This window comes from Pseudomonas arsenicoxydans, from assembly GCF_006438915.1.
Taxonomy (GTDB): domain Bacteria; phylum Pseudomonadota; class Gammaproteobacteria; order Pseudomonadales; family Pseudomonadaceae; genus Aquipseudomonas; species Aquipseudomonas arsenicoxydans_A.
Window position 1 is genome coordinate 326,969 of record NZ_RCZE01000003.1, and the last position, 18,091, is coordinate 345,059.

15 protein-coding genes and 1 other RNA gene are annotated in these 18,091 nt (G+C 60.2%); 6 read left to right on the plus strand and 10 right to left on the minus strand.

Annotation, left to right across the window (positions count from 1 at the left end; all coding sequences use genetic code 11):
* Window positions 1-8 precede the first annotated feature (8 nt).
* The 5 genes from ccoS to EAH78_RS08175 all read left to right on the plus strand — a co-directional run bounded on the left by ccoS (window position 9) and on the right by EAH78_RS08175 (window position 3,982).
* Entirely contained in the window at window positions 9-227 is a 219-nt protein-coding gene (ccoS, locus tag EAH78_RS08155; protein ID WP_027921715.1) for a cbb3-type cytochrome oxidase assembly protein CcoS, read from the plus strand.
* A complete protein-coding gene (locus EAH78_RS08160) occupies window positions 220-903 on the plus strand; it encodes a sulfite exporter TauE/SafE family protein (RefSeq protein ID WP_140667116.1) in 684 nt (227 codons plus the stop codon). The genes ccoS and EAH78_RS08160 overlap by 8 nt, the downstream gene beginning before the upstream one ends.
* A 192-nt stretch (window positions 904-1,095) precedes the next feature.
* Window positions 1,096-2,478 (plus strand): oxygen-independent coproporphyrinogen III oxidase, encoded by a 1,383-nt coding sequence (gene hemN / locus EAH78_RS08165; RefSeq protein WP_140667243.1) that lies wholly within the window; start codon window positions 1,096-1,098, stop codon window positions 2,476-2,478.
* Between the two features lie 140 nt (window positions 2,479-2,618).
* Window positions 2,619-3,353, plus strand: coding sequence for a fumarate/nitrate reduction transcriptional regulator Fnr (gene fnr, locus EAH78_RS08170; protein ID WP_140667117.1), 735 nt, complete (start codon window positions 2,619-2,621; stop codon window positions 3,351-3,353).
* An 80-nt stretch (window positions 3,354-3,433) separates the two neighbouring features.
* Window positions 3,434-3,982 carry an adenine phosphoribosyltransferase gene (locus EAH78_RS08175; protein WP_008057870.1) on the plus strand — a complete coding sequence of 183 codons (549 nt, stop codon included), beginning with the start codon at window positions 3,434-3,436 and terminating at the stop codon, window positions 3,980-3,982.
* Window positions 3,983-4,119: 137 nt separating this feature from the next.
* On the opposite strand, the gene EAH78_RS08180 is transcribed toward EAH78_RS08175, so the two are convergent.
* The 5 genes from EAH78_RS08180 to dnaX form a co-directional block, all read right to left on the minus strand.
* Complete coding sequence (locus EAH78_RS08180) at window positions 4,120-5,268, minus strand: acyl-CoA dehydrogenase family protein (protein ID WP_140667118.1); 1,149 nt, start codon at window positions 5,266-5,268, stop codon at window positions 4,120-4,122.
* A 189-nt stretch (window positions 5,269-5,457) separates the two neighbouring features.
* Window positions 5,458-6,060 carry a recombination mediator RecR gene (gene recR, locus EAH78_RS08185; RefSeq protein ID WP_140667119.1) on the minus strand — a complete coding sequence of 201 codons (603 nt, stop codon included), beginning with the start codon at window positions 6,058-6,060 and terminating at the stop codon, window positions 5,458-5,460.
* Window positions 6,061-6,125: 65 nt separating this feature from the next.
* The gene (locus EAH78_RS08190; protein WP_140667120.1) at window positions 6,126-7,160 is read right to left on the minus strand and encodes an NADP-dependent oxidoreductase; all 1,035 of its coding nucleotides are present in this window, start codon (window positions 7,158-7,160) and stop codon (window positions 6,126-6,128) included.
* A gap of 262 nt (window positions 7,161-7,422) precedes the next feature.
* Entirely contained in the window at window positions 7,423-7,761 is a 339-nt protein-coding gene (locus tag EAH78_RS08195; RefSeq protein WP_027921723.1) for a YbaB/EbfC family nucleoid-associated protein, read from the minus strand.
* Window positions 7,762-7,827: 66 nt separating this feature from the next.
* Window positions 7,828-9,903, minus strand: coding sequence for a DNA polymerase III subunit gamma/tau (dnaX, locus tag EAH78_RS08200; protein ID WP_140667121.1), 2,076 nt, complete (start codon window positions 9,901-9,903; stop codon window positions 7,828-7,830).
* A 143-nt stretch (window positions 9,904-10,046) separates the two neighbouring features.
* Between dnaX and EAH78_RS08205 the strand changes: the two genes are divergently transcribed.
* Window positions 10,047-10,802 (plus strand): substrate-binding periplasmic protein, encoded by a 756-nt coding sequence (locus tag EAH78_RS08205; RefSeq protein WP_140667122.1) that lies wholly within the window; start codon window positions 10,047-10,049, stop codon window positions 10,800-10,802.
* Here the strand turns inward: EAH78_RS08205 and EAH78_RS08210 are convergent.
* From EAH78_RS08210 to zipA, 5 genes are all read right to left on the minus strand, one after another.
* Complete coding sequence (locus EAH78_RS08210; protein WP_140667123.1) at window positions 10,789-12,489, minus strand: putative bifunctional diguanylate cyclase/phosphodiesterase; 1,701 nt, start codon at window positions 12,487-12,489, stop codon at window positions 10,789-10,791. The two genes, EAH78_RS08205 and EAH78_RS08210, sit on opposite strands and share 14 nt — an antisense overlap.
* 311 nt (window positions 12,490-12,800) lie before the next feature.
* An RNA gene (gene ffs / locus EAH78_RS08215) (signal recognition particle sRNA small type) lies at window positions 12,801-12,897 on the minus strand.
* A gap of 160 nt (window positions 12,898-13,057) precedes the next feature.
* On the minus strand, window positions 13,058-14,224 hold the full coding sequence (locus EAH78_RS08220) for a zinc-binding metallopeptidase family protein (RefSeq protein WP_140667124.1): 1,167 nt from the start codon (window positions 14,222-14,224) through the stop codon (window positions 13,058-13,060).
* Between the two features lie 173 nt (window positions 14,225-14,397).
* On the minus strand, window positions 14,398-16,755 hold the full coding sequence (gene ligA, locus EAH78_RS08225; RefSeq protein WP_140667125.1) for an NAD-dependent DNA ligase LigA: 2,358 nt from the start codon (window positions 16,753-16,755) through the stop codon (window positions 14,398-14,400).
* A gap of 233 nt (window positions 16,756-16,988) precedes the next feature.
* The gene (gene zipA / locus EAH78_RS08230) at window positions 16,989-17,843 is read right to left on the minus strand and encodes a cell division protein ZipA (RefSeq protein ID WP_027921742.1); all 855 of its coding nucleotides are present in this window, start codon (window positions 17,841-17,843) and stop codon (window positions 16,989-16,991) included.
* Window positions 17,844-18,091 lie beyond the last annotated feature (248 nt).

Here is an 18,091-nt window from a genome sequence, read left to right on the forward strand (position 1 = left end):
GTCCACCCATGCCAGCTCTTTACGTGATGATCCCGGCCGCGCTGCTGATCGTGGCCATCGCCGTCTACATCTTCTTCTGGGCGGTCGACAGCGGTCAGTACGACGACCTCGACGGCCCGGCCCACAGCATTCTGTTCGACGACCAGGACCCGGCCCACAAAGCCGCGGTCGACGAAGCCAGCGGCCATCCGGCCAAACCCGACGACAAGGCGCCGCCTCATGCTTGAATTGGCGCCACTGCTGGTGTCTGCGGTGATTCTCGGCTTGCTCGGCGGCGGTCATTGCCTGGGCATGTGCGGCGGCTTGATGGGCGCGTTGACCCTGGCGATTCCCAAGGAACAACGCAGCCGACGCTTTCGGTTGCTGCTGGCCTACAACCTGGGACGGATCCTCAGCTACGCCACCGCCGGCCTCTTGATCGGCCTGGCGGGTTGGGCCGTGGCCAACAGCCCGGCGGCGATGTTTATGCGGGTCATCGCCGGTGTGCTGCTGATTGCCATGGGCCTGTACCTCGCTGGTTGGTGGAGCGGCCTGACCCGCATCGAAAGCCTGGGTCGAGGCCTGTGGCGGCATATTCAGCCGATTGCCAACAAACTGCTGCCGGTATCGAGCCTGCCCCGCGCTTTGCTGTTGGGCGCGCTCTGGGGCTGGCTACCGTGCGGGTTGGTTTACAGCACATTGCTGTGGTCGGCCAGTCAGGGCAATGCGCGGGACAGTGCGTTGTTGATGCTCGCGTTCGGCCTGGGCACCTGGCCGGTATTGCTCGCCACGGGCCTGGCGGCTGAGCGGGTGACGGCGCTGCTGCGCAAACGCAGCGTGCGCATGGCTGGTGGGTTGCTGGTGATGCTGTTCGGCCTCTGGACCTTGCCGGGACCGCATCAGCATTGGTTGATGGGTCATTAGATCGGCTGCGCCCCCTTCGCGAGCAAGCCCGCTCCCACAGTTGACCGCGTTCCAACGTGGGAGTGGGCTTGCTCACGAAGAGGCCCGCACCGACAACGCAAACCCTGACCGTTGATACAAATCAAGATGACCCAACGCCTCCCCCCCTAGACTCGCTCACACTGCCAGCCTATCCGGGGGAATGCCCGCATGATGCTCGACGCCATTCGTTGGGACACCGATCTGATCCGCCGTTATGACCTGGCGGGACCGCGCTACACCTCTTACCCGACCGCCGTGCAATTCAACAGTCAGGTCGGCTCGTTCGACCTGTTCCACGCGCTGCGTGACAGCCGCAAGGCCCTGCGCCCGTTGTCGTTGTACGTGCATGTGCCGTTTTGCGCGAACATTTGCTACTACTGCGCCTGCAACAAAGTCATCACCAAGGATCGCGGCCGCGCCCTGCCCTACTTGCAGCGTCTTGAGCAGGAAATCCAGCTGATCGCCTGTCACCTCGACCCGGCACAGAAGGTCGAACAACTGCACTTCGGTGGCGGCACCCCGACGTTTCTCAGCCACGATGAACTGCGCCAGTTAATGGCTCAACTGCGCAAAAGCTTCAACTTGCTGGACGATGATTCCGGCGACTACGGCATTGAAATCGACCCTCGCGAAGCCGACTGGTCGACCATGGGCCTGTTGCGCGAGCTGGGTTTCAATCGCGTCAGCATTGGCCTGCAAGACCTCGACCCGGCCGTGCAACGGGCGGTCAATCGCCTGCAAAGCCTTGAGGAAACCCGCGCGGTGATCGATGCGGCGCGGACCCTGCAATTTCGCTCGATCAACATCGACCTGATCTACGGCTTGCCCCGGCAGACGCCCGAGAACTTCGCCCACACAGTGGACGAAGTGATCAACCTTCAACCGGATCGGCTCTCGGTATTCAACTACGCGCACCTGCCCGAACGCTTCATGCCACAGCGACGCATCAACAGCGACGAGCTGCCGACACCGGCGCAGAAGCTGGAAATACTCCAGCGCACCATCGAGCAACTGACCAAGGCCGGTTACCGCTACATCGGCATGGACCACTTCGCCCTGCCCGACGATGAACTGGCGATTGCCCAGGAAGAATCGACCCTGCAGCGTAACTTTCAGGGCTACACCACCCACGGCCATTGCGATTTGATCGGTTTGGGCGTGTCCGCCATCAGCCAGATCGGTGATCTGTACTGCCAGAACACCAGCGATATTGCTCAATACCAGAACACCCTGGCTACGGGTCAACTGGCCACCAGTCGTGGCCTGGTGTGCAACGCTGATGATCGGCTGCGGCGGGCGGTGATACAGCAGTTGATCTGCACGTTCAGCCTGGAATTCGTCGAGATCGAGCAAGCGTTCAACATCGACTTTCGAGGTTACTTCGGCCAATTGTGGCCACAGTTGCTGACCATGGCCGATGACGGCTTGATCAGCCTCGACAACGAACGAATCACCGTGCTGCCGGCCGGTCGCTTGTTGGTGCGCTCGGTGTGCATGGTGTTCGATGCTTATCTGCAGCAGACCAATCAGCAACGATTTTCCCGGGTGATCTGACTCTTCATCGCCCAGTTACACGGGACCGCCCAACTTCACCCTGTATCGTGGCGTGACAATATCTGCACAAACTGGCCGGAATGCCATCCCGTGGGTTACCCTTACGTCTTATGTGTGATTTTCCCACAAGGATTGAAGAAATGTCCGAGCCAGTCAAACTGCGTGCTCATAACCAGGCCCATTGCAAGGATTGCAGCCTCGCCCCCCTGTGTTTACCGCTGTCTCTGAACCTGGAGGACATGGACGCGCTGGACGACATCGTCAAGCGTGGCCGTCCACTGAAAAAAGGTGAATTCCTGTTTCGCCAGGGCGACACCTTCGATTGCGTTTATGCAGTGCGCTCCGGCGCCCTCAAGACATTCAGCCTGAGCGACGGCGGTGAGGAACAACTCACCGGTTTCCACCTGCCGAGTGAACTGGTTGGCCTGTCGGGCATGGACACCGAAAAGCACCCCGTGTCCGCGCAAGCGCTGGAAACCACCTCAGTGTGCGAAATCCCTTTCGATCGCCTCGACGAATTGTCCGTGCAACTGCCGCAACTGCGTCGCCAGTTGATGCGCGTCATGAGTCGCGAAATTCGCGACGATCAACAAATGATGTTGCTGCTGTCGAAAAAAACCGCCGACGAGCGCATCGCCACTTTTCTGGTCAACCTGTCGGCCCGTTTCCGCGCCCGCGGTTTTTCGGCCAACCAGTTCCGCTTGAGTATGTCGCGCAACGAAATCGGTAATTACCTGGGGCTGGCGGTCGAAACCGTGTCCCGGGTGTTCACCCGTTTCCAGCAGAACGAATTGATTGCCGCTGAAGGCAAGGAAATTCATATCCTCGACCCGATCCAGCTCTGCGCGCTGGCCGGTGGCTCTCTCGAAGGCTGATTTGTAACCATTGCGGCTGAGCGAAACGGTTCAGCCGCCGTTATACTGCGACGTTTGCAGCCTGCCAGGACACCTCGACGATGGTCTTCGACTCCTTCGACATCAAATCCCTGATCCGCCCCGTGATCGATTTCCCCAAGCCGGGCGTGATCTTTCGTGACATCACGCCGCTGTTCCAGTCGCCCACGGCCCTGCGCCTGGTGATGGACAGCTTTGCCCATCGCTACGTCGAAGCCGATTTCACCCACATCGGGGCGATGGATGCCCGTGGCTTCCTGATCGGTTCGGTGCTGGCGTATCAGTTGAACAAGCCGCTGGTGCTGTTCCGCAAGCAAGGCAAACTGCCGGCCGACGTGTTGGCCGAGGGTTACGCGACCGAGTACGGCGAAGCGTTCCTCGAAGTTCACGCCGACAGCCTGTGCGAAGGCGATTCGGTGGTGATGTTCGATGACCTGATCGCCACGGGCGGCACGCTGATTGCGGCGGCGAACCTGATCCGGCGCATGGGTGCGCGGGTTCATGAAGCGGCGGCGATTATTGATCTGCCGGAGTTGGGTGGGTCGCAGCGGTTGGAAGATATGGGGATTCCTACTTTCTGCCTGACGCAGTTTGCTTTGAGCGATAAATAAGCGGCGTCCTCACCGACGCCTTCGCGAGCAAGCCCGCTCCCACATTCGACCGAGTTCTTTCAGAGGAATACGGTTAAATGTGGGAGCGGGCTTGCTCGCGAAGAGGCCATCCGCAACACCATCAATTTCTATGCCTGCTAAAGCCCCATCTGCTTACTGATAATCTCGTTCATCACTTCCCGCGTCCCGCCGCCAATCGACAGAATCCGGTTATCCCGGTACAGCCGCTCCACCAGGCTGTCGCGCATGTAGCCCAAGCCCCCCAGAATCTGAACCGCATCATTGACGATCCGGTCCGCCGTGTCGGTGGCAAAGTTCTTGGCCATCGAAATTTCCTTGATCACACTCTGCCCCGCCGCCATCTTCGCCGCCTGGCGATAGGTAAATTCCCGAGACACTTCCAGCGCTGTCGCCATCTCGGCGAGGCGGTGCTTGAGCACCTGGAACTTGCCGATGGGTTTCCCGAAGGCTTCGCGCTGACGCGCCCATTTCAGGCTCTCCTCCAGCGCCAGCTGCGCGGTCATGTTGGCCATCAGTGCCAACGCCAGCCGCTCACTCTGAAAGTTACCCATGATGCAGGCGAAACCCATGTTTTCTGCGCCGATCAGATTGCCCACTGGCACCCGGCAATCGTCGAAGAACAATTCTGCGGTGTCCGACGCCCACCAGCCCATTTTCTTCAACTGACGGCCAACGGTGAAACCGGGCGTGCCCTTCTCGATCAACAACAGGCTGATACCGCCAAACCCCGGCGCGCCGGTGCGCACCGCGACGGTGTAGAAATCGGCACGAACGCCGCTGGTGATAAAGGTTTTGCTGCCGCTGACGCGATAGAAGTCGCCGTCACGCACAGCGCGGGTTTGCAGGTTGGCGACGTCGGAACCGCCGCTGGGCTCGGTGACCGCCAGGGCGCTGATCTTCTCGCCGGTCAGCACTTGCGGTACCACGCGATCACGCACTTCGGGCCTTGCCCATTTGAGGATCGGTGGCAGGCCGATGTCCAGCGAACCCAAACCGGCCACCAGTCCACCCGAGCCACAACGCATCAGCTCTTCGCTGGCAGCGACCTTGGCGAACAGATCACCTTCATGGCTGCCACCCAGCGCTTCAGGATAGCCAATGCCCAGAATCCCGGCAGCACCGGCCTTGAGGTAGAGCTCACGGGGAAAGCTTTCAGCTTCCTCCCACTGATCAATGTCCGGAAGAATCTCACGCTCGACGAAACGTCTGACGCTGTCACGGACCAATTGGTGGCTGGGATCGAAGTATTCCTGAAAGGCAGGCATCGGCGAACTCCACTGAAGGTTCAGCGACGTTAACCGAGCGCTTGCTTGGTTTTCAACAGAATTGTGTCAATCAGGTGAACCGAGGTGCGCCCTTCGCGAGCAAGCCCGCTCCCACATTTGACCGCGTTCATCTGGACGACTCGGTCAAATGTGGGAGCGGGCTTGCTCGCGAAGGCGTCAGCCCAGGCATTACAACGCTATCGGCTTACGCCCCGCAAACGAATGCGCCAACGTCCCGCCATCCACCAGCTCCAGCTCACCACCCAACGGCACACCATGGGCAATACGCGAAGCAATCAGGCCCTTATTGCTGAGCAACTGCGCAATGTAATGCGCCGTCGCCTCACCTTCCACCGTCGGGTTGGTCGCGAGGATGACTTCAGCAAAGGTCCCGGCCTCTTCAATCCGCGCTATCAACTGCGGAATACCAATCGCCTCAGGTCCGAGGCCATCAAGCGGCGACAAATGCCCTTTGAGCACGAAGTAACGACCACGGAAACCGGTCTGCTCCACCGCATAGACATCCATCGGCCCTTCCACCACGCACAACAACGTGTCGTCGCGGCGGGTATCCGCGCACTGCGGGCACAGGTCGTCTTCGGTCAGCGTGCGGCACAAACGGCAATGGCCCACCCCTTCCATGGCCTGGCTCAAGGCCGACGCCAGTCGCGAACCACCGCTGCGATCACGTTCAAGCAGTTGCAGCGCCATGCGCTGGGCGGTTTTCTGACCCACACCCGGCAAAATTCGCAGGGCATCGATCAGTTGGCGAATCAAAGGGCTGAAGCTCATGGGGAAACGTCCGACAAAACAACGAGACGCGGTTTATACCCGCGCCTCTCTTTAGCGTCAAATACTCAGTCTTGCGCGACCCGCACCACCAGTTTGCCGAAGTTGCGCCCTTCCAGCAGACCGATGAATGCTTCGGGTGCCTGCTCGAGGCCATCGACCACGTCTTCGCGGAATTTCACCTTGCCGTCGCGCACCCACGGCGCCATCGCACTGACGAATTCCGGCTGACGATCGCCGTAGTCATCGAACACGATGAAGCCCTGGATTCGCACACGCTTGGCCAATATTGTCCGTTGCAATTGCGGCAGGCGATCCGGGCCGGTCGGGGCTTCGTGGGCATTGTAGGACGCGATCAGGCCGCACAGCGGAATTCGCGCCTTGGGGTTGAGCAGCGGCAATACCGCGTCGAACACCTTGCCACCGACGTTCTCGTAGTAGATGTCGATGCCGTTGGGGCACGCCTGCGCCAACTCCTCGGCGAAGTTCGGGCTCTTGTGGTCGACGCAGGCATCGAAGCCCAATTCGTCGACGACATAACGGCATTTTTCCGTGCCACCGGCCACGCCGACCGCGCGCAAACCCTTGATCTTCGCCACCTGGCCGACCACCGACCCCACTGCACCGGACGCCGCCGCGACCACCAGGGTTTCACCGGACTTCGGCTGACCGATGTCCATCAGGCCCATGTAGGCCGTCATGCCCGGCATACCGAGCACGCCCAAGGCCATCGATGGGCTCGGCAACCCGGACGGCACCGGGATGATGTTGCGACCGTCGCTAATGCTGTGGCTCTGCCAGCCGGTGGAGCCGACGACGACATCACCTTCCTGGAATTTTGGATTCAACGAACGCTCGACCCGACTGACAGCGCCGCCGGTCATGACCTCGCCGATTTCGACGGGGGCGGCGTAGGACGGCGCGTCACTCATGCGACCGCGCATGTACGGGTCCAGTGACAAGTAAAGGGTCTTGAGCAGGACCTGTCCGTCAGCGAGGTCCGGCAGCGCTTCCCTTTCCAGGCGAAAATTCTCCGGCGTCGGCGCGCCAACCGGGCGGGACGCCAGGACGATACGTTGGTTGAGGGTCAATGCTTGTGGCATGTGAGCGTCTCCTTTGATCGAGAATCGAGTGGTGTAGGGGAGCAGACCTTTGTGGCGGTTTAGTGTTCGATGTTTCGTCAGTTGTACCGAGTCGACTGCTTCGCGAGCAAGCCCGCTCCCACATTTTACCGAGTTCTAATGTGGGAGCGGGCTTGCTCGCGAAGGCGGCCTGACAGACGCTACGAGAACATCAGGCAGAAACAAAAATGCCAGGCGCGATGCCTGGCATTTTTTTGTAGCTCATCCGACGCGCTTTAGCGAATCAGAATGGCAGCTTCATGCCCGGCGGCAGTTGCATGCCCGCGGTCATGCCGGACATTTTGTCCTGGCTGTTCGCTTCGATCTTGCGCACGGCATCGTTGACGGCGGCGGCGACGACGGCTTCCAGCATTTCTTTGTCGTCTTCGCTCAGGCCTTCAACCAGGCTTGGGTCGATGGTCACGCTCTTGACGTCGTGACGACCGGTCATCACCACGGTGACCATATCGCCGCCCGCTTTACCGATGACTTCGGCGTTGGCCAGTTCTTCCTGCATCTTGGCCATTTTTTCCTGCATCTGCTGTGCCTGCTTCATCAGGCCGGCCATGCCACCTTTCATCATGGGAATCACCTCAAAAGTACTTGGATTAAACAGCGTCCGGCCCTGTTGACCGAACGCCTTCAGTTATTAGCCCTGACTGACCAGAGCGTCGACAGGTTCAATAGTATCGTTACGGATCACCGCACCGAACTGCTGCATCATTTGCTGGATGAACGGATCGCCGTGGATCGACTCCTCGGCCTCGCGCTGACGGTTGGCACGGCGCCGGGACGCTGCCTGGGCCGGGGTTTCCTGCTCGGGCTTGATCAGCTCCATGCTCAGGGTCAGCGTGCGCCCGTGAAACTGGTTCAGCGCATCGTTGAGACGACGTTGTTGGGTCGCGTTGAACAAGGCACTGTGGGCCGGGTCCAGGTGCATCAGCCAGTGATCACCTTCGACGGAAATCAGCGTGCAGTTGGCGGCGATACTGCCGGTCATGCCGGAGATCGGCAATTTCGGGAACATTTCGAGCCATTGCAGCGCCAGACCGGTGGCCGGCATCGCCGCCGGTTCAGGCTCCGGTTCCGGCGCGGGCTCGGCGGTATGTTCGCTGGCCAGTTCATCGAGGTAACTGTAGGCCGAATCCATGTCCGGTTCGATGTAATCCTCGTCCAGCGGCGGTTCGTCGTCCTGGTCCATGCCCGGCGTGGCGGCATCGACGTCGGCAACCGACGGTTCCGGGATCGGCGCAGCGGCCCATTCCGGTGCGTCCGGCACCACGCTGTCCGGCGTCGGCAACGGCATTGGCGGCAACTCGGGTTGCTCGCTGGCGGTCTCCAGCACCGGCTCGACGGCAGGTTGCTGCACGACTTCAGGAACGACTGGGTCGTTCCACGGCAAGTCTACGACAGCTTCGACCGCTACCGGCTCAACCACGGGTTCAGGCACGACAACCGGCGCAACCGGCTCAGGTTCCGGCGCGGGAACTGGAACGGCAACAACGGGAGCAGGAGCAGGTGCAGCTGCCGCAGCGACTACCGGCGCAACAACCGGCGCGGCAGCCACTGAATTTGCGGAATCAACTGTGGCCTGGCTGATCCCCACTGGCTTTAGCGGTTGCCTCGGGACGTCCGCCGTGTCCGCAGGGCGGAAGGCGAGCATCCGCAGCAGGACCATTTCAAAACCACCACGCGGGTCTGGTGCCAGCGGCAGATCACGCCGGCCGATCAGGCCCATCTGGTAATAAAACTGCACGTCTTCGGCTGGCAATGCCTGGGCCAGCGCCAATACCCGGTCACGGTCGCCGTGACCGTTGTCGACGCCTTCAGGCAAGGCCTGGGCGATGGCGACACGGTGTAGCACATTGAGAATTTCCGAGAGCACGCCGTTCCAGTCCGGGCCTTGTTCGGCCAGATGGCGGACGCCTTCGAGCAACGCCTTGGCGTCACCTTCGATCAACGCATGCAAAACGTCGTAGACCTGGCCGTGATCCAGCGTACCGAGCATCGCCCGCACGTCGGCGGCCATGACCTTGCCTTCACCGAAGGCGATGGCCTGGTCCGTGAGGCTCATGGCATCGCGCATCGAGCCATCGGCGGCACGGCCCAGCAGCCACAATGCGTCGTCTTCGAACGGCACGTTCTCGACACCCAGCACGTGGGTCAAATGCTCGACCACACGTTCCGGCGTCATGTTCTTCAGGGAGAACTGCAGGCACCGCGACAGAATGGTTGCAGGAAGTTTCTGCGGATCGGTCGTCGCCAGGATGAACTTGACGTAGGGTGGCGGCTCTTCAAGGGTTTTCAACAGCGCATTGAAGGAATGGCTGGAGAGCATGTGCACTTCGTCGATCAGGTAGACCTTGAAGCGCCCGCGGCTCGGGGCGTACTGCACGTTGTCGAGCAGTTCGCGGGTGTCCTCGACCTTGGTCCGGCTCGCGGCGTCGATCTCGATCAGGTCGACAAAGCGCCCTTCATCGATTTCCCGGCACACCGAGCACTCGCCGCACGGCGTCGAAGTGATACCTGTTTCACAGTTCAGGCATTTGGCGATAATCCGCGCAATGGTGGTCTTGCCCACCCCGCGCGTACCGGTAAACAGGTAGGCGTGGTGCAGCCGCTGGCTGTCCAAGGCATTGATCAGAGCCTTGAGCACATGGGTCTGGCCGACCATTTCGCGGAACGAGCGCGGACGCCATTTACGTGCAAGAACCTGATAACTCATCGAAAACCGTCGCAACGAAGGAACAGAAGCGGCTAATGCTAGCGGAGCAAGGCCAAAATTGCATCCGGTGTGCTCGTCTAATCTGGCTAAGCTGCACTTTGGGGGCTTTTACTGGCTCGGGTTTCAGCTGTACCGGAGCGTTTATGCGTTGTGCCTTGGGGGCATTGCTGTGGATAAGTGTGAGCGCCGCCGCTGCCGAAGCGCCGTTGCGTTTTGTCGTGCCCGACAGTTGGGCGATGCCGATGGTGCAGCTGGATCACGGCCGCCTGACCCAGGGCATTTTGTATGACGTGATGCTCAGCCTTGCCACTCAGGTTGGAGTGCCGGCGGAATTTCACGTACTGCCCCGGGCGCGGGTGCAAAACGCCATGGAGCACGGCGAGGTCGATGTGCGCTGCTATGCCGCGCAGTCATGGCTACCGAATCAGTCAGGCGACTATATCTGGAGCATCCCGCTGTGGTTTCAGCACGACGTGTTGATCAGCCTGCCAGATTCGCCAGACTTGGTCACACCCGCCCATTTGCCTCGGCAACCGGTCGGCACGGTGCTCGGTTACAACTACCCGACGCTGCAACCCCTGTTCGATGCCGATCGCCTGCGCCGCGAAGACGCGCGCAATCAGGAACAAGTGTTGGAAAAACTCAGCGCCGGGCGCTATCGCTATGCCGTGAGCAATCAATGGACACTGGACTGGTTCAATCAGCGCCTGCTGCCCGACCGGCAATTGAAAGCGGTGGCCGTGTTGCAGGAACAGAATGTCGGTTGCTACGTGCGCAACGACCCCAAGGTGCCGGTGCAGCGCATTCTGCGCACGTTGTTGCGGATGAAAATGTCCGGGGAGATCGACGACATCATCCGGCTCTATATCGGCACCCCCGAGAACCCTACAGGGCCGTAGTCACTGCCTGCCATTGCGGTGGCACCACAAACCTCGCCACCCAGCCAGGCACCTCTTCGGGCGGCATTGGCCGGGCGATGAAATAGCCTTGGGCGACCTCGCAACCCAATTTCAACAACAACTCACCGTGCTCGATGCTTTCCAGGCCTTCGGCAATCACCTGCCGGCCAAACGCTCGGGCCAGACCTATCACCGCGGTGGTCAGCGCCAGGTCATCGCGATCCTCCAGCATGTCGCGCACGAACGTCTTATCAATCTTGATGGTTTGCGTGCGCAGACGCTTGAGATAGCTCAATGACGAATAACCGGTGCCAAAGTCGCCCAGCGAAAACTGCACCCCCAGCGCCTGACAAGCCTGCAAACAGACGCTGACGTGGTGGATATTTTCAATGGCCACCGACTCGACGATTTCCAGGTCAAGCATTTGTGCAGGAACCTCGGTGTGCCGAGCCAGCACCTGCTTGAGCCGGTCAACAAAATCCGCACGCTGAAAATGCCGTGCCGCGATGTTCAGACTGATCGGCCAGCACTGCCCCGCCTGCTGCCAGCGGTGCAATTGTGCCAGGACCTGATCCATCACCCATTCGCCGATATCGATGATCAGGTCCGTCTCTTCCACCGCGGGCAAGAAATCCCTGGCCCGTATCAGGCCGTTTTGCGGATGCGCCCAGCGCAACAGCGCCTCGAAACCGACGACCTCTCCCAGGCGCATGTTGACCTTGGGCTGGAAATGCAGGCGCAACTCACCGGCTGCCAGCGCCTGACGCACGCGCTGGACGGTCTGGTGAGTCGCCTTGACCTCTTGATCCCGGGTCACGTCGAACAGATGGAAACGGTTGCGTCCGCGCTGCTTGGCCACGTACATGGCTTGATCGGCGTGACGCAACAGGGTTTCAGCATCGTGATTGTCGAGGGGAAACAGCGTGACCCCGATGCTGGCGAACACATGGACGTCTTTGCCATGCAGTACGTACGGCGCCGAAATCGCACCCAGCACCCGGTTCAGCGCCGCACGCAATTCCGGCAGATCACGCACGTGACGCAACACCAGCACGAACTCGTCGCCCGCCAGGCGCGCGACCACATCCTCGGCGCGCACAATGTCGCGCAAACGCCTGGCCACCTCCACCAGCAGTACATCGCCGCTGGCATGGCCGTAGCCGTCGTTGACCGCTTTGAACCCGTCGAGATCGAGCATGCACACCGCCAACGGGATGTCTTCCAGCCGTGAGAACTCCAGCGCCTGATCCAGCAGGTCCGAGAGGTACGCGCGATTGGGCAGCCCGGTCAGCACGTCATGCCCGACCCGCCATTGCAAGGTATGCAGCAATTCGCGTTTTTCACTGATGTCGAACCGGATCGACAGGTATCGGTCGACTCGACCGGTGTCATCGTCGAGCACCGGCACCATGGTGCTGTCGACCCAGTACAGGCTGCCGTCCTTGGCGCGATTGCAGATTTCACCTTTCCACACACTGCCCAACGCAATGGTGCGCCACATCGCAGAAAAGAATTCGGAGGAATGCAGGCCGGAATTGAGCAGACGGTGATTCTGCCCGATCAGCTCTTCACGGCTATAGCCGGAGACGGCGCAGAATTGGTCATTGACGTAGGTGATCCGGCCGCTCAGGTCGGTCTCGGAAAAAATCGCGGCGGCATCCACAGCCCTGCGGTACTTCTCATCCATGAATCAGGCTCGCTGTCGCTAGCGGAAGAATGGCGTGTCATCCCGGACGCGCATTTGATGGCCCTGCAAGACTGCAGATCAATCTGATTTAAACACCTCGCGCCAGTCTAACGAGGGTGCGCAATGCTGGCAGCTTGACCAGGCCTTGTCCAAGCCTTCGTGCAGCAGTGAATATCGCTGCATAAGTGAAATGTTCGTTCTGAAAACCGTAAACGACAAAAAACCACCCTGGAGATGATCCATGGCAGCACGACAACAATATTTTCAGATAGAAAACGCGAAAGAGGATTCGCGGTGCGTTATGGAGGCAACCCCACCAGCCACACCCCGGCACACAATGTTCCCGCTGTGGCTGCTTCCTTCCGGATCTGACCAGGTTCACGGGTAATCGTTGCGGGGGGACCGATGGGGTCACCATAACGACGCTCACCTGACGGCGAGCCGCGCCATTGTACCTATCTGAGACGAAGTTACAACCGTTGGCGCGGATTAAAAAATATGAACAGCTTCAAGGACATGCAATCCCCTTGAATCCCCGCGCCACAGGCGGACGCCGTTTCGCCGATCGCTAGAGGTCCTGCAGCACCTCATCCGCCCTGCCGCCCTCTTGCTGGATCACCAGATGGATGAAGTGCAGCTTGGCGATCACGGCAGGCGGCAGGACGAACGGGTAGAAATCCGGCTGACCCATACTGCGCGACAGCTCATTGAGCATGCCCGCCAACTCAATCCACGCATTGACGAACGACAGAAACGCCGCGCCACCGGGGTGCTGAGGAACGTAGAGCGTGCTCGACGGGAATGGCTGGTAATCGAAATCCATTTCCCGCGCACTCATGCCAAACCCCAGTGCGGTGTCCACGGCATCCATCATGTGCAGGTAATGCGCCCAGGTTTCTGCCCAGTCTTCCCACGGGTGCATGGTGGCGTAGGCGCTGACGCACTGCTGCCGCCACTCGAGGGGCGCGCCTTGCTGGTAATGCCGCTCCAGCGCCTCTGCGTAACTGGCGCGCTCGTCACCAAACAGTCCACGAAACAGTTCCAGCCAATGACTGTTGGCGATCAGCCGATCCCAGTAATAATGCCCGACCTCATGCCGAAAATGCCCGAGCAACGTGCGATAGGGCTCGTGCATTTGCACCCGAACCTGCTCGCGGTGGGCGTCATCGGCTTCTTTGATGTCGAGGGTGATCAGGCCGTTGGCGTGACCGGTGGTCGGTGATTTACCTTCGAGGTCGACACCGATGAAGTCAAACGCCAGACCGGTTTCTTCATCGACGGTTTTGGGAGTCACCTGCAAACCCAGGCTGACCAACTGTGCGACCAATCGCCGCTTGGCCGTTTCGACCTTGCGCCAGCGTTCGTGGTTTTCGGGAATCGACAGGTCGGGAATGGTGTGATTCAGGCTACAGGCGATACAGAGCGCATCGTGGTCATTGGCCGGGAGCAGCCAGTTGCACGCAGCCGGGGAATCGAGGTTGGCGCAGCGGCGGAACACACCGGCTTGCGGGTCGGCATCGAGCAGCCAGGTATCGGCCTGCACACCCGGCTGCAGCGAAGACAAACGACTCTGTTCAGGCTGATAACCCAGCGCCGCCGAACAGGCCAGGCACTGGCTGTTGCGAAAGAACAGCGACTGCCCGCAGCGACACTGCCAGACCTTGCTGTTGCGCGAGTTATCGCCCATGAAGGGCGCGGCGATGCGAGAGCTGAGCTGTTCGAAGAAGCGGTACATGGCGATCTCTCCCTGGGGCTTGCCAAGACTAGATCATGATTGCCTAACGATCGTTCCCGCATTTTGCACAACGGCGAATATAGCCTTCGCGAGCAAGCCCGCTCCCACATTTAACCGAGTTCTTCCTGCAAGAATGCAATCAAATGTGGGAGCGGGCTTGCTCGCGAATGGCATCACGCCGAAATGCCGTGCTTGCCTAGGAACTCGACGAATGCTTCTTCGTCGAGCACCTTCAACCCCAGCTCATTGGCTTTGGCCAGCTTGGAACCCGCCCCCGGCCCCGCCACCACGCAATGGGTCTTGGCCGACACCGAGCCGGCCACCTTCGCCCCCAGGCTTTCAAGCTTGTCCTTGGCAACGTCGCGGCTCATCAATTCCAGCGAACCGGTCAGCACCCAGGTCTGCCCGGCCAGCGGCAGCCCTTCAACGACCTTCTTCTCGCTCTGCCAGTGCATGCCGAAATCGCGCAACTGCTTCTCGGCAGCCTCAGCGAGCAGGCGATTGTCCCCGACCGCAAAAAACTCGCGAACCGAATTGGCCTGTTTCTCCGGCAGCGCCTGACGCATGTCCAGCCAGTCAGCGCTCATCACCCCTTCCAGTGAACCAAATCGATCCGCGAGCTTCTGCGCCCCGCCCGGTCCGACCGAAGGGATGTGCAGCTTGTCGAGAAATCCGCCGAGCGTGGTGCTCGCCGCAAACTCGGCACCCAGCTCGCCCTGATCCTGAATTTGCAGGCCGTGCTTGAGCAGGTCCTTGATCACTTGCTGGTTATGCGCATCTTCGAAGAAGCTGTGGATCTCGTGAGCCACTTCCAGACCGACATCCGGCAAGTACGTGAGCACATGCGGCAAAGCCTGCTGAACTCGTTCCAGCGAGCCCAGAGAACGCGCCAGCACCTTGGCCGTCTCTTCGCCGACATCGGGAATCCCGAGGGCGTAGATAAACCGCGCCAAGATCGGCTTTTTGCTGTCTTCGATGGCGCTCAGCAACTTGTTGCTCGAAACCTCGGCAAACCCTTCCAGATCGACAATGTCGTCGAACTTCAGGGCATACAGCTCGGCCGGCGAACTCACCAGGCCTTCGTCGACCAGTTGCTCGACGCTCTTGTCGCCCAGGCCTTCGATGTCCATGGCACGACGGGACACGAAGTGAATGATCGCCTGCTTGAGCTGCGCACCGCAGGCCAGACGCCCGACGCAGCGGTACACCGCGCCTTCGCTGATGGTCTCGCGACCCTTGCTGCGTTTGACCAGTTGCGTGCGCTCGACCTGCGAGCCGCACACCGGGCACTGCTCGGGAATGTGTACCGGCCGGGCATTGTCCGGACGACGTTCGAGCACCACTTGCACCACTTGTGGAATCACGTCACCCGCACGGCGGATGATGACGGTGTCGCCAATCATCAGGCCCAGACGCGCGACCTCATCCATGTTGTGCAACGTCGCATTGGCCACGGTGACACCGGCGACCTTGACCGGTTTCAATCGCGCCACCGGCGTGACAGCGCCGGTACGGCCGACCTGGAACTCGACGTCGAGCAGCTCGGTGAGTTCTTCCATGGCCGGGAATTTGTGCGCGATCGCCCAGCGCGGTTCGCGAGCGCGGAAACCCAGCTCACGCTGCGAGGCGATGCTGTTGACCTTGAACACCACACCGTCGATTTCATACGCCAGCCCGTTGCGGCGCTCGCCTATGTCGCGGTAGTAATCCAGGCATTCGTCGATGCCGTGCGCCAGTTTCAGCTCATGGCTGATCGGCATGCCCCACACCTGGAGCTGCTTGAGATTGCCAATGTGCGTGTCGGCAATATCGGCCGAAATCTGGCCGATGCCGTAGCAGCAGAATTCCAGGGGGCGGTTGGCGGTGATCTTTGAATCCAGCTGACGCAAACTGCCGGCTGCGGCGTTACGCGGGTTGGCGAACGTCTTGCCGCCGACTTCCAGCTGGGTGGCGTTGAGCCGTTCGAAACCAGCCTTGGACATGAACACTTCGCCGCGCACTTCCAAGGTCGCTGGCCATCCAGTGCCATGCAGCTTGAGCGGGATATTGCGCACGGTGCGCACGTTGACGCTGATGTCTTCGCCGGTGGTACCGTCGCCACGCGTCGCGCCGCGTACCAGTACGCCGTCCTGATACAGCAAGCTGACCGCCAGGCCATCGAGCTTGGGTTCGCAGCTATATTCCACCGCCGCACCGCCACCGAACAGATCACCGACCGGCAGGTCCAGGCCTTCCGTCACCCGGCGATCGAACTCGCGCATGTCGGCTTCTTCGAAGGCATTGCCGAGGCTGAGCATCGGCACTTCGTGACGAACCTGCGTGAACGCCGACAACGCCGCACTGCCAACGCGCTGGGTCGGCGAATCGCTGGTGATCAGGTCAGGGTTAGCCGCTTCGAGGGCCTTGAGTTCGTGGAACAAACGATCGTATTCGGCATCCGGAATACTCGGCTCGTCCAGCACGTGGTAGCGATAGTTGTGCTGATCCAGCTCAGCGCGCAGCTCTAGAATGCGGTTTTTGGCGGCGGTCATGGGTGTTCTCTCATAAAGCAAAAGAGCAGCCGAGGCTGCTCAATTTTCTAATCACGATAGCCTAAAGGCTTGCACTATGTGGCGAGGGGGCTTGCCCCCGTTGGGCTGCGGAGCAGTCGTAAATCCTGCAATCGTGGTTTATCTGACACAACGGATGGGCTGGTTTTGGGGCTGCTTTGCAGCCCAGCGGGAGCAAGCTCCCTCGCCACAAGAGCCCGCCCCAATCATTCGAATCAACGCTTCTGGGTCAACGCGCGACGTTCGAACTCAACGATGCGCTGACGGTAATGCTCAATCGTCTGGGCGGTCAGCACGCTGCGTTGGTCGTCTTTCAGTTCGCCGTTCAGCTCCTGGGACAGTTTGCGCGCCGCAGCCACCATCACGTCGAAGGCTTGCTTGGGATGACGCGGGCCAGGCAGACCGAGGAAGAAACTCACGGCCGGGGTGCTGAAGTGGTCGATGTCGTCCAGATCAAAGATACCCGGCTTGACCGCATTGGCCATGGAGAACAGGACTTCACCATTACCCGCCATGCTTTCGTGACGGTGGAAGATGTCCATCTCACCGAAACGCAAACCGCTTTCCAGAATGTTCTGCAACAGCGCCGGGCCTTTGAAACCGGCGGCGTCGCGGCAGATCACGCTGATCACCAGCACTTCTTCAGCTTGCGGCTGATCTTTTTCAGTGACCGCTGGCGAGGCCTTGGTGTCATCGGGGAAATCGTCGTCACGGCTACTGAAGCTCGGGCCACCATCCAGATCCAGGCTGAGATTCATGTCACCTTGCGACGGTTCGCCATGGCCACGCTTGCCGCGCTTGGAACCCGATTCGCGCGGTTCACGGGCAGGCATGCTAACCGACGGCAGATCATGCTCGTCCAGTTGCGGTTCTTTGTGCGTGTCCAGCACACGGGGCGGGCCCAACAGCTCGGCGCTGGTGTCCTCGTCCGGCAGATTGGACAAACTTCGGTCAAGACGGAATTTCAGTTTTCCCTTGCCGCCGCGCATCCGGCGCCAGCCATCAAAAAGAATACCGGCAATGACAATAATGCCGATGACGATCAGCCACTCGCGCAGACCGATTTCCATGTAATCCCGTGCCTCTATAAAAAATGCTGAAAAATAAGGGGTTTACAACTCGCAAACCGCTTTAAAACGTGGCGCCAACTCTATGTTCTGACAGGCGTTTTGCCCACGTATACGAAAAATTGACATTAAACTAGCACGACCAAAGGCAACTTTACACCGTCTGTCACAATGGCTTTAGCGAATATGTCGATTGGCCAGCAAGTCAGGGCCAGTAAAAACATCCTACAGCCTCGTAATACTTGCCCTAC